Origin of the sequence: Kitasatospora sp. NPDC001603, assembly GCF_040298365.1 — a bacterium.
GTDB lineage: Bacteria > Actinomycetota > Actinomycetes > Streptomycetales > Streptomycetaceae > Kitasatospora.
Map to the genome: position 1 here is coordinate 1 of NZ_JBEPAA010000001.1, position 12,632 is coordinate 12,632.

Genomic DNA, 12,632 nt, shown 5'->3' on the forward strand with positions numbered 1-12,632 from the left:
CCGGGGCGGGGGGGGCGCGGGGGGGGGGGCCGCGGGGGGGGGGGCCCCCCCCGGCGCTCCCGGCTGTGCCGGCCCGGTGGGTGCGGCCGGCCCGGGCTCCCGTTGCGCGGGTCCTCGCCGTAGGGGCCCGGCGCAGAGGCCCCGGCGCAGAGGCCCCGCCGCAGAGGCCCCGCCGCAGGGTCCTCGCTACAGGCCGAGCGACTTCGCGACGATGCTGCGCATGACCTCGCTGGTGCCGCCGTAGATCCGGAACACCCGGTTGTCGGTGTAGAGGCGGGCGATCGGGTACTCCAGGATGTAGCCGTAACCACCGTGCAGCTGGAGGCACTTGTCGATCACGCCGGAGGCCGACTCGGTGCAGAACAGCTTGGTCGCCGCCGCGTCCGCGACCGTCAGCTCGCCGCTCTGGTACAGCTCCAGCGCGCGGTCGACCATCGACTGCTGGGCGACCACCTGGGCCTCGCAGTCGGCCAGCGTGAACTTGGTGTTCTGGAACTCGGCCACCGCCTTGCCGAACACCTTGCGGTCCTTGACGTACTGGACCGCGAACCGCACCGCCGCCGCGGAGGCCGCGTAGGCGCCGACCGCGATCGCCAGCCGCTCCTGGACCAGGTTGTGGGTCAGGTAGGAGAAGGCCTTGCCCTCCTCGCCGAGCAGGTTCTCCACCGGCACCTTGACGTCGCTGAAGGCCAGCTCGGCGGTGTCGGAGGTGCGCAGACCGATCTTCTGCAGCTTGCGGCCCACGGTGTAGCCCGCGGAGGCCGTGTCCACGCAGAGGATGGAGAGGCCGGCCCGGCGGTTCTCCGGGTCGTACGGCGCGGTCCGGCAGATCACCAGGACGAGGTCGGCGAGCACGCCGCCGGTGATGAAGGTCTTGGCGCCGTTGAGGACGTAGTGGGTGCCGTCCTCGGAGAGCCGGGCCGTGGTGGTGATGCCCGCGAGGTCGGAGCCGGCGCCCGGCTCGGTCATCGCGATGGCGGTCATGATGTCGCCGGAGACGAAACCGGGCAGCCAGCGCTGCTTCTGCTCCTCGGAGGCGTACTCCAGCAGGTACGGCAGCACCAGGCCGGTGTGCACGCCGGAGGAGCCGAAGCTGACGCCCGCCCGGGCGGTCTCCTCGGCCACCACGGCCTGGTACTTGAAGCCGCTCTCGCCCGCGCCGCCGTACTCCTCGGGGACCTCGATGCCGAAGACGCCGAGCGCGCCGAGCTGGCGGTAGAAGTCGCGCGGCGGGTGGCCCTCGGCCTCCCAGCCCTCGTAGACGGGAACGACCTCGTTGGCGATGAAGTCCCGGATGGTCTCCCGGAAGGCCTCGTGGTCCTCGGTGAACACGGTGCGGCGCACGACGGCGCTCCCTTCGGTGGTGCCAGGCGGTGCGGGCCGGCACGGGCGGCTGCGGGCCGGTGGACAGCTGATCGCCCCACAAGTTAATCCCGGGTAGCTTCGACTTGTCCAGGGTCGGCGCGGCGGTCTCCGTACCGTGACCGAGCCCGCTGTGACCGGCTCCGGCCCCCCACAAGTGAATCCTTGCTAGCCTACGGTCGGCGGGTGGCGCCCCGTAGTCCGCTCCGCTCCGCTCCGACCGCGGTGCGGGGCCGCGGCGCCGCGGACCTCGTGGGCCGGCACCCGGGCGAGGTGCCCGTCATACGGGCCGGCGAGGGCGAGGAGCGACGTCATGGTGGTACGACGGCCGCCCGCGCGATCCCGGCAGGCGCAGATCCTCGCCGTGGCCGCCGAGCGCTTCCACCGCAGCGGTTACCACCAGGTCTCCATGACGGAGGTCGCCGCCGGGGTCGGCATCACCGCGCCGGCCCTCTACCGGCACTTCCGGGGCAAGCCCGAACTGCTGGACCGCACCCTCCGGTTGGGGCTGGACGAGCTGTCCGGCGGACTGCGCGCGGCATCGACCACGGCTGACATCGGCGCCGCCCTGGCCGCCGTCGCGGTCGGGCACCGGCCGCTCGGCACGCTGGTGCAGCGGGACGCCCGGTTGCTGCCGCCGGTCCGACGGGCCGGACTGCGCCGCGAGCTGCGCGCGGACGTCGCGCTGATGGTTGGGGTGCTCCGGGCGGAGCGCCCGGAACTCGGTTTTGCCGAAGCCGAGTTGCTCTGCTGGTCGGCGCTCTCCGCCGGAGCCGGCCTCTCCTACCAGTCGGCCGTGCCGCAACCGCGCCGGGCCGAGCGGCTGCTGCGCGAGCTGGTGGCGGCGATCCTGGCGGTGCCGCTGGGCGACACCTCGCCCGATCCGCAGGACTGCCCGGCGGCCGCGCCGGTGGCCCGGGCGCAGTCCCGCCGGGAGGAACTGCTCGCGGCGGCGGTGCGGTTGTTCCACCGGCGCGGGTTCGACAACGTCAGCACCGACCAACTCGGCGCCGCCGTCGGCATTTCGGGGCCGAGCGTGTACCGGCACTTCGAGAGCAAGGCCCAGCTGCTGGCCGCCTCACTGGTGCGCAGCCGGGAACGGCTCTGGCACGAGGTCGAGGGCGCGATCGCCGTCGCCGACGAGCCCGGGCCGGCCCTGGAGGCCGCGCTGGCCGCCTACGTGGGCTTCGCCCGGCGCAACAGCGACTACCTGGGCGCGATGCTGAGCGAGACCGAGCGGCTGGCCGCGCCCGACCGGCGGGCCGCGGTGGACTTCCGCCGGGACTTCCTGCGGACCTGGGTCGAACTGCTCTGCCAGGTCCGCCCCCAGTACGACACGGCCCAGGCCAGGATCCGGGTGCACGCACTGTTCGCTCTGGTCAACGACGGGGTGCGGAACCGCCCGTACTGCGAACGGCCGGACCTCGGGGACTGCCTGCGGCGACTCGGCCGGGCCGTCCTGGGCCTCCCCGGGCCCGCATAGCGACGGCCGGGTGCCCGCCCCCGAGGACGGTGGGGGCGGGCACCCGGCCCGGCGTCGCGGCGCGGTGGATCCGGTCGGGCCGCGAGCGCCCTGGTGCGCGGTCCGGGTCCTCGCCGCCGGAGCGGAAGCGGCGGCGAGGAGGGCCGGGACTAGAAGAAGATGTGCGGGTGCACGTCGGCGGCGAGGTTGCCGTTGCCCTGGAGGGCGCCGACGTTGCCGGCGTTGCCGGCGACCGCGAGGCCGTTGTTCTGGTTGCCGGCGCCGGAGCCGGTGGCCGTCTGCTGGGTGCTGACCAGGTTGCCGGTCACGTTGCCGAGCACGTTGCCGGAGCCGTTGTTGTTCACGACGCTGCTGTTGGAGTGGTCGTTGGCACCGGCGCCGTTGTCGGCGTACGCCGTGGCGGACCCGAGACCGACCAGGAGGAAGGCCCCGAGGGCGGTGACGGCGGCGGCTGCGCGGATACGGGACACGCTGATCTCCCTGAGAGAGTGCGAAAAAGTGGCGCGTTCCGGGGTGGCCGCCCCGCAGCGCCGGTTCCTGACGTCGCACGACCAGCATTCACCAGCACCTGGGCGAACTCCACCGAATGGGTGGCAATTCGCCCGATGGTGTCATGAAGGCGACGAACCGGGAGAGCGGGGAGGAGCCGCGCGCGGTCGCGCGGAGAGCGTCAAGTTCCCTCGAAGGAGGGCGGATTGGGTCCGCCGGACGGCGGCTTCGACGGGACTGCACTGTCAATGCCGGGTTGACCGGTCCTCCGGTGTCAGCCCGGTGCCAGGCCAGTGTCAGGCAGAGCCCCGGTCGATCCCGAACCGATTCCGGGCCGGCCTCAGAAAGAAATGGTCGCCGGATAGTCGCACTGGCACACTGAGGACCCATGTCTGATGGTCTCCCGCCCGACCCCGTGCCCACCGAGGATCTGCGTACGACCGAGGTCGATCTCGGCGGACTGGTGAACGTCCTCGCCACCCACCTCTACTCCACCCCGCTGGTGGCCCTGCGCGAACTCGTCCAGAACGCCCACGACTCGCACACCCGGCGGCTCCTGGAGGACCCGGACGGCGGGCACCGCCCGCTGATCCGGGTACGCGCCGACGCCGTCCGGCGCACCGTCGGCATCGAGGACACCGGCGCGGGCCTCACCGAGCCGGAGATCCACGCCTACCTGGCCACCGTCGGCACCGGCTACACCCGGATGCTGCGCGAACTCACCGGCAACCAGGAGCTCATCGGCGCCTTCGGGCTCGGCTTCCTCTCCGCCTTCTCGGTGGCCGACGAGGTCACCGTCACCACCACCTCGCACCGCGAGCCGCTGCTCGGCCACCGCTACCGCAGCTTCGGCGGCGAGCAGTACAGCGTCGAGCGGGTGCCCGCCCGGCCGGCCCCCGGCACCCTGGTCGAGCTCGCGCTGAAGACCGAGCACGCCCACCTCGCCGACGAGAACGCGTTGCGCGAGGTGCTCGGCCGGTACTGCGTCCTGCTGCCGATCCCGGTCTACGTCGGCGACGACGAACAACCCGTCAACGCCGTTCCGGTGCCCTGGCGCCAGGCGGTCGACGGCGACCCGTACGCCGCCCGGATGCGGTTCGCCGGCGCCTTCGGCCGCCGCTTCGAACCGCTCACCGCGTTCCCCGTGCAGCCCGTCGAAGGCGGCAGCGACGCGGTCGGCCTGCTCTGGGTCCAGGACGGCGGCACCTACGGCAGCAGCGACAACCGCGACCTCGCCGTCTACCTGCGCGGCATGCTGCTCGCCGAGGACGCCCGCGACCTGCTGCCCAGCTGGGCCGGGTTCATCGGCGGCGTGGTCGAGTCCAGCCGGCTCACCCCCACCGCCAGCCGCGAGGACCTCCAGCGCGACGAGCACTACCGGGCGCTCCAGCAGGCCCTCACCGACGCCGTGGTGGAGGGCCTCTACGAGACCGCCCGGCTGCGCCCCGCCGTCTGGCGCCGCATCCTCGCCCGGCACGGCCAGGACCTGCTCGGCGCCGCGCTCTGCGACGACCGGCTCTTCACCCTGCTCGCCGACGACGTCCCGGTGCCCACCTCGCAGGGCGACCTGACGGCCGGTGCGCTGCGGGCCGCCGGCGGCGGCGCGGTGCACGTCGCGCTCGGCAGCGGCGGCGGCTTCGAGGAGATGCTGTACCGGGCGATGCAGGTGCCGATCGCGCGCGGCGACCGCTACGCGGTGCTGCCCTTCCTGCGCCGCTACGCCGCACTGCGCGACTGCCGGATCGTCGAACTCGGCAGCGAGAACGGGAACCGTGAGCTGTTCCGCGACCCGGAGCGGCCGCTGCCGGCCGAGGAGACCGCCTGGCTGACCGGCGCCCTGGCCGACCCCGGCGAGCAACTCGTCCCGGCCCGGTTCGACCCGCCGGGCCTGCCGCTCGTCCTCGTCCCGGACCGCGAGGCCGAGCTGAAGGCGCGGATCGAGGACGACCAGGCGGATGCCCGGATCCCGTCCGCCGCACTGCGTCTGGCCCGGGCCTTCACCGCGCGGTCCGGCGGCGAGGTGAAGGCCCGGCTCTACCTCAACCTGGCCTGCCCGGCCGTCCAGGACCTGCTCACCGCCTACCGCGGCGGGCACACCGGCAGCGCGACCGCGGCGGGGCTGCTCCGCTCGCTCAAGGTGATCATGGCGGCGGCCTCGGCCGGGTCCGCCGGGTCCGCCGGCTCGGGCTCGGGCGGTGGCGACCTGGGCGGCGCGCTGGCGGGCATCGGGACGGCGGTCTCCGCGCTGACCGCCGCCGTGCCGGCCGGGCTGGGCACGGTGCCGGACAGCCCCGGCGAGCTCGGGGAACCGGGCGGATCCGGTGACCCGGGGGGCCTTCGCGACCGGGGCTGAACGGCGCCGGCCCCCGAGGCCCGCCCGGGGGCCATGCCCCGCACCGCCCGTTCGGGACCCGGCCGGCGGGGACCTGTTCGTCCGGAACCTGTTCGTCCGGGACCCGCCCGTCCGAACCCGTCGGACGGATTGTCAGAGGTGGTCAGCACACTGTCCACCAGCACAGCGCACCACCCGCAGGGGGAGACGCAAGCAGTATGAGCACCGACATCTGGGCCTGGGTGCACGACACCCACCAGCAGCTGGCCGAGGCCGGCCACCGGCGGCTGGCCGACGCCATCTACGAACTCCCCGGCCACGCCAACGAGGGGCGCAACGACCAGCTCGACGCCGTCTACCCGGAGGCGGTCGCCGCCGCCCGGGCGCTCGGCCTGCCCTGGGTCGAGGTCTACCTGCGGCACTGGCGGATGCAGAACCTGCTGAACAAGCGGCACCAGGGCGAGCAGGCGCTGCCCGAGGCGGTCGACCTGCTGGAGTTCGCGCACCGCGAGGAGACGGCGGGCTGCCCGCAGTCCGTCTGCGTGGTGCAGGACTTCGCGATCTGCCACGCCCGGGTCGACGGTCCCGGCTACGTGCCCGAGCGGCTCGCCGTGCTGAGCGAGACGCTGGAGCGGATCGAGCCCGCCCGGGCCTGCTTCGACTGCCTCTCCCGGGAGTACTCGGACGCCCTGGAGGACGACGGCCGGCCGGCCGAGGCGCTCAGCCACCTCGACACCGCCGCCGCCCGGATGCAGTCCGCCGGCCAGCGGCTCTCGCTGCACTTCCACCACTCCCGGGCCGGCACCCTGCACCTGCTCGGCCGGCACGAGGACGTACTGGCCCTGCTCGACACCGCCGAGCAGGCCGAGCGCGGCCGGGGCCGTGAGATCGACGAGAGCGACCGGCGCTGGGGCGCCGTGCTGCGCGCCCGCGCGCTCGCCTCGCTCGGCCGCACCGACGAGGCGCTGGCCCTGCTGCCGAGCCTGGCGGACGCCGAGCGCCACGCCGACATCCGGGCCGCCTGGACGGCGACGGTCGAGCTGCTGGTCGCCGCGGGCGCCCGGGAGAACGACGCCGAGCTCGGCGCCGCGCTGGCCGGCTGGGTCGGGTACCTGGACGGCACCGGTTCGCACCGCCCCTGCGTCGACCTGCTGCTGGCCGCCGGCCGGCTGGCCGTCGCACGCGGCGCCCGGACGATCGCGCTCACCCTGGCGGCCTTCGGCGAACGGAAGCTGTCCCGGCTGCGCCGCACCGACGGCGTCGCCGAGCAGGTCGCCCGGCTGCGCGCGGACGCCGAGGCGCTGCCCGTCCCGGAGCTGCCCGTCCCGGCGGCCGAGCTGTCCGCGTTCCTCGGGGAGGCGCAGGTGCCCTACGAGGCCGGCGCCGACCTGCTCGCCGCCGCCCTGGACGAGTACCGGGGCGAGCCGGCCGGCGCCACCGGGCTGGCGCTCGACCTGGCCGCGGTGCTGGGCGGCCTCGGCCACTCCCGGGCCGCCGCGGACCTGCTCTGGGACCGGCTGGACGCCGACCCGGCGAGCGAGGGCCTGACCGCGATGCTCGGCAGCGCCCTGATCGACGCCGGGGACGACGAGGGCATCCGTCGGCTCGCCGACCGGATCACCGGGACCAACCCGTCCGGCGGCCACTGGATCCGGGCGCGCTGGGCCGCCGCTGAGAGCCGCTGGGCCGACGTGGTGGAGCAGTGCGAGGCGATCCTGGCCCTGCACCCGGACCGGATCAACACCCGCCGGCTGGCCGCCGCCGCGGCCACCGAGCTGGGCGACCACGCGGCCGCGCAGCGGTACTACCAGGAACTGCTGGAACACGCGCTGCCTGCCGAGGGCACTCCGGACGAGCAGCGGCACCGCACCGTCCAGGAGCCCGACCTCTGGCACCTGATCACCGCGGCCACCGTCAACCGGGACTGGGCGACGGTCCGCTCGACCGGCGCGCTGATAGGCATGGAGTTCGACGAGGCCGAGGGCCCGGTCGACGAGGAGTGGCACATCGTCACCGTCCGGGCCACCCGGACCAACGGCGCGACCGCGGACCTCCCGGCCGTCCGCACCGGCCCGGCCACCGCCCGCATCCTGCCGGTGCTCGGCGACGACCTCACGCTCAACCACGGCGACGTGGTGGTCTTCGCCCCGGCCCTGCTGGAGGAGCCGCCCGGCGAGGACGCCCCGGAGGAGGAGCGGCGCCGCCACCGCCCGGTGTTCGGACTGCTGACGCTGCTCGACCCGGCCGGCTACACCACCTTCTGGATCGACGGCGGCTGGCCCGGCGACGAGGCCTGGGCCCGGCTGCGCGAGGAGCTCGGTCAGGCCGGGTACGCGGTCTGGGCCTACAGCGGGGAGCAGTACAGCGTCACCGACCCGACCGACGAGGACGAGGTCCTGCCCGGGATCTACGCCGCCGTCGGGGTGCCGCCCACCGAGCGGGCCGCCGACGCCGACGCGCTGCTGCGCCGCCTCACCGCGGCCTGGCCGCACCCGCCGGCCTGGCTCGACCTGGCCCGGGCGGCGGGCACGGACACCGCCCGGCACGAGGAGATCATTGAGCGCTACGGGCTGTAGCGGGCCGCTGGTAGCGGGCCCGAGCCCGAGTTCCGACCCCGAGTTCCGACCCCGAGTAGCGGCCCGGAGTCTCGACCCCGAGTAGCGGCCCGGAGTACTGCCCCCGGCGCGGGGCAGGGACTCCCGGATCAAGAGGTTCTTGGCAAATGCTTTACTATTTCATTGCCAAGACTCGACCTCCAGGAGTGCCTGCCCCGTGACCAGCCTCGCCCTCGGCCCGTCCTGGCTCGATCCGACCACCCTGATCTCCACCTTCGGGCCGCTCGGCATCCTCGCCATCGTCTTCGCCGAGTCCGGTCTGCTGATCGGCTTCTTCCTGCCCGGCGACTCCCTGCTCTTCACCACCGGCCTGCTGATCGCCGACGGCACCTACCTGCACCTGCCGCTCTGGCTGATGTGCGTGCTGATCGTGGCCGCCGCCGTGGCCGGGGACCAGGTCGGCTACCTCTTCGGCCGCAAGGTCGGACCGGGCCTCTTCCGGCGGCCCGACTCCCGGGTGTTCAAGCAGGAGAACGTGGAGAAGGCGGCCGCCTTCTTCGACCGGCACGGACCGAAGGCGATCGTGCTGGCCCGCTTCGTGCCGATCGTGCGGACCTTCACCCCGATCGTCGCCGGGGTGAGCAGGATGAACTACCGCACCTTCGTCGTCTACAACGTCGTCGGTGGTGTGCTCTGGGGTGCCGGCGTCACGGTGCTCGGCTACTTCCTCGGCCAGATCCCCTTCGTCCGGGAGCACATCGAGGCGATCCTGGTCGGCATCGTGCTGGTCTCGGTGGTGCCGGTGGCGGTCGAACTGCTGCGGGCCCGCCGGTCCGGCCGGTCCGTCCCCGCCCGCCACCGCGCCGGGTAGGCACCCGCGCGGGCGGCCGCCCGCCGCGACGTACATGTGCGTCCGGCAGTTCGATCAGGCAAGGTGTAACCCGTGATCGAACGGCGCCGGGCCCACCCGGCGCCATCAGGGGCGGCAAGGAGCGGAAGTGCCTAAGCGGGGCCGACCGGGCGGAGGCAAGCGGGCCAGGGGCGGCAGGGTGGCCCGTCAGGCGCGACAGACACGCCCGGGTCCGGAGCCGCGTCCGCTCCACCCCTCCGAGGCCCCGCCCACCGAGGGCCTGCTCGGCCACCCCGCCCCGACCGTCGAACCCGCCACCGTGATCCCGCTGGTCACGCCGGTCCGGGAGACCAAGGGCCTGCTGAACCCGGAGCCGGCCGCCGAGCCCTCGGAGCCGGAGCTCTTGGAGGCGGAGCCCCAGCCGGGGCCGGTCGGTGCGGCGGGCGCGGTCGTCGCCGAGGGCGTCGTCGCCGGTGCCGCTGGTGCCGCTGGTGCCGCTGGTGCTGCCGCGGCCGCCGCGGCCGCCGGGGCCGCCGGGGGGCTGGACGCCGACAGCGTGCCCGGCAGCCGTCGGCGCTCGGTCGCCGAGGACACCCTCACCCCCGAGGAGTGGCGGGCCGCCGGCTACACCCCGCCCGACGGCATCGCCATCCCCACCCTGACGGCGGGCGCGCCCGGCGAGGCGCCCTGGCCGGACCGGATGCGCACCCTGCTGCGCACCCCGATGTCCGAGCGCCCGGCCTTCGAGCGGACCCCCCGTGAGCTGCACCCCTCCGCCGGCCGGAGCGTCCCGCGCATCCTCGACCTGACCCTGCGCATCGGCGAACTGCTGCTCGCCAGCGGCGAGGCCGCCGAGGACGTCGAGGCGGCCATGCTCGGCATCGCCCACGCCTACCGGCTGGACCACTGCGAGCCGCAGGTCACCTTCACCCTGATCGGGATCTCGCACCAGCCCTCGCTGGTCGAACCGCCGGTCACCGCGGACCGGGTGGTGCGCCGCCGCACCTCGGACTACACGCGGCTGAACGCGGTGTACGAGCTGGTCGCCGACATCACCGCCGAGACGGTCTCGGTCAACGACGCGTACCGCCGCCTCGCGCTGATCCGCCGCAACCGGCACCCGTACCCGACCTGGCTGCTCGCGCTGAACACCGGACTGCTGGCCGGCGCGGCGACCTTCCTGGTCGGCGGCCGGATCGACGACAAGGCCTGGCTGGTGTTCGCCAGCGCGTTCATCGCGGCCGTCCTCGGCGACCGGCTGGCCTCACTGATCGCCCGGCGCGGGCTGCCGGAGTTCTACCAGTTCGTGCTGGCCGCGATGCCGGCCGCGGCCTCCGGCATCATCCTCTCGTTCAACACCTTGGGCCTGCGCGGTTCGGTGGTGATCACCGGCGGGCTGTTCGCCCTGCTGCCCGGCCGCGCCCTGGTGGCCGCCGTCCAGGACGGCCTGACCGGTTTCTACATCACCGCCGCCGCCCGGCTGCTCGAAGTGATCTACCTGGTGTCGGGCATCGTCATCGGCGTGATGCTGATCCTCTACCTGGGGGTCGGCTTCGACCCCCAGCTCAAACCGGACGAGAGCCTGGCCGGGGCGAACTACCCACCGGTCCAGATGATCGCCGCCCTGGTGCTCACGCTGGCCTTCGCGATGCTGCTGCAGACCGACCGCCGCTCGCTCGCGCTGGTCACCCTGAACAGCGGCATCGGCTGGGCCAGCTACGGCGTGCTGGTCTACAACGCCGGGGTCTCCCCGATCGCCGCCACCGGAGTGGCGGCGGGCCTGGTCGGCCTCTTCGGCCAGCTGATGGCCCGTTACCGCAACGGCTCGGCGCTGCCCTACGTGACCGCTGCGATCGGCCCGCTGATGCCCGGTTCGGCGCTCTACCTCGGGATGCTCTCGTTCACCCAGGGGCACGCCAGCGCCGGTCTGGTGCAGATCACCCGGGCCGCCGCGATCGCCCTGGCGCTGGCGATCGGGGTGAACCTCGGGGGTGAGATCGCCCGGCTCTTCATGAAGCTCCCGGCCGGCGCGGAGCGGCCGGAACCGTACCTCGCCGCCCCCCGCCGGGCGGCCAAGCGCACCCGCGGCTTCTGACCGCCCGCACCGACGCGCACCCCGGCCTCCGGGCTCCGGCCCCCGGGTCTCCGGCCCCCGGGTCTCCGGCGCCGCGTCGGTGGGGGTGGTGGGCTCGTTGGGCCGGTGTTGGCCCCCGGGTCATGTCGTGGCAGGACGTACGCAGGACCAGGAACGAAGGTAAGACGCATGACCACACTGCTGGACGGCTACCGCGAGCACATTGTCGCCGCGCACAAGCAACCGCTGTTCCTGCTGTTGGTCGGATTCATCACCTCCTTCGTTCTGATCCGGTTCAGCGTCCGGATGATCCGAGCCAAGGTCCGCTGGTGGCCCGGCAATGTGACCCCCGGCGGCCTGCACATCCACCACATGGTCTTCGGTCTCGGCTTCCTGCTGACCGGCGGCATCGGGGTGTTCGCGACCTACGGCGGCCACCCGTGGATCGATGTGTTCGGACTGCTCTTCGGCATCGGCTGCGGCCTGGTGCTGGACGAGTTCGCGCTGATCCTGCACCTGGACGACGTCTACTGGAGCGAGCAGGGCCGCAAGTCGGTGGACGCGGTGATCTTCGGCATCCTCTGCACCTCACTGCTGCTCGTCGGGTACGTGCCGCTCGGCGTGGTACCCAGTCAGGAGACGAGGTGGGGACTGGTCACGGTGATCTCGGTGAACGCCCTGGTCTCGGTCATCACCCTGCTCAAGGGCAAGATGTGGACCGGACTGCTCGGCATCCTGGTGCCCGGCCTCTCCTGGATCGGTGCCATCCGGTTGGCCCGCCCGAGCAGCCCGTGGGCGCGCTGGCGCTACGCGACCCGTCCGCGGCGCCGGGCCCGCGCGCTCCGGCGTGAGCGACGACTGCACCGGCGTGCGGACATCGCCCGTACCTGGCTTTTCGACCTGATCGCGGGCGCCCCCGACAAGGTGCCGGCCGGCCACCCCGCCGCTCACCGGGTCGCTGAGCGGATGGCCGCCCGGGCCTCCGCCCACCTGGACGCGCACGCCGCCCGCGCGCTGGCCCGGCGTTCCGCCCGGCTGGCCGACCGCCGCTCGGCGGCGACGCCGGGGCCGGGGGGCAGGCAGCGCCCCGGCCCCGGCGGGCCCGCTCCCATCGGGCCCGAGCCCGGCCCCCGGCCGCTCGCGCAGCAACGCCGCCGCACCGTCCGGGCGGGCCGTAACCGCACCTACGCGGTGCGTCCGACCGGTCTGGAGCCCAGGCCCGACCGACACCCCCGACTGAGGCCGCACACCCCTCGGATCCATCGGTAGTTCGTATACCCTGAGCCCCTGGCTGATGGTGATTTCCGGTCAGATCATCTGATGGGTCACCCGGCCGGCGGTGCGGGCTTGGGGTGTGAAGGCCGTCCGGCTTGAGAATATGGCGATGAGTGACCGACTTGTCACGGGATGGAATATTTCGCCAGATTCGCTGGGTGGTCGGGGTGACCAGGTCCGCCTGGGGCTCTCCGAAGGCCCACGTCCGACAC

General features: G+C 73.9%; 8 protein-coding genes. 6 read left to right on the forward strand and 2 right to left on the reverse strand.

All coding sequences use genetic code 11. The features are described 5' to 3' along the window. Positions 1-186: 186 nt before the first annotated feature. Complete coding sequence (locus tag ABT263_RS00005) at positions 187-1,344, reverse strand: acyl-CoA dehydrogenase family protein (RefSeq protein ID WP_352286047.1); 1,158 nt, start codon at positions 1,342-1,344, stop codon at positions 187-189. A gap of 331 nt (positions 1,345-1,675) precedes the next feature. On the opposite strand from ABT263_RS00005, the gene ABT263_RS00010 reads away from it, so the two are divergent. After that, positions 1,676-2,845, forward strand: a complete 1,170-nt coding sequence (locus ABT263_RS00010; protein ID WP_352286049.1) for a TetR/AcrR family transcriptional regulator — start codon at positions 1,676-1,678, stop codon at positions 2,843-2,845. A 149-nt stretch (positions 2,846-2,994) separates the two neighbouring features. On the opposite strand, the gene ABT263_RS00015 is transcribed toward ABT263_RS00010, so the two are convergent. Next, a complete protein-coding gene (locus ABT263_RS00015) occupies positions 2,995-3,315 on the reverse strand; it encodes a hypothetical protein (protein ID WP_352286051.1) in 321 nt (106 codons plus the stop codon). 407 nt (positions 3,316-3,722) lie between these two features. Here ABT263_RS00015 and ABT263_RS00020 point away from each other — a divergent pair, with 407 nt between their 5' ends. From ABT263_RS00020 to ABT263_RS00040, 5 genes are all read left to right on the forward strand, one after another. Beyond that, positions 3,723-5,687, forward strand: coding sequence for an ATP-binding protein (locus ABT263_RS00020; protein WP_352286053.1), 1,965 nt, complete (start codon positions 3,723-3,725; stop codon positions 5,685-5,687). A 197-nt stretch (positions 5,688-5,884) separates the two neighbouring features. Continuing rightward, on the forward strand, positions 5,885-8,242 hold the full coding sequence (locus ABT263_RS00025; protein WP_352286055.1) for a hypothetical protein: 2,358 nt from the start codon (positions 5,885-5,887) through the stop codon (positions 8,240-8,242). A 196-nt stretch (positions 8,243-8,438) separates the two neighbouring features. Next, complete coding sequence (locus ABT263_RS00030; protein ID WP_352286057.1) at positions 8,439-9,092, forward strand: DedA family protein; 654 nt, start codon at positions 8,439-8,441, stop codon at positions 9,090-9,092. Positions 9,093-9,270: 178 nt separating this feature from the next. Next, on the forward strand, positions 9,271-11,166 hold the full coding sequence (locus ABT263_RS00035; protein WP_352286059.1) for a threonine/serine exporter family protein: 1,896 nt from the start codon (positions 9,271-9,273) through the stop codon (positions 11,164-11,166). A gap of 168 nt (positions 11,167-11,334) precedes the next feature. Then, positions 11,335-12,414: a hypothetical protein gene (locus ABT263_RS00040; protein ID WP_352286061.1), complete on the forward strand. Its 1,080-nt coding sequence runs from the start codon at positions 11,335-11,337 to the stop codon at positions 12,412-12,414. Positions 12,415-12,632: the final 218 nt, after the last annotated feature.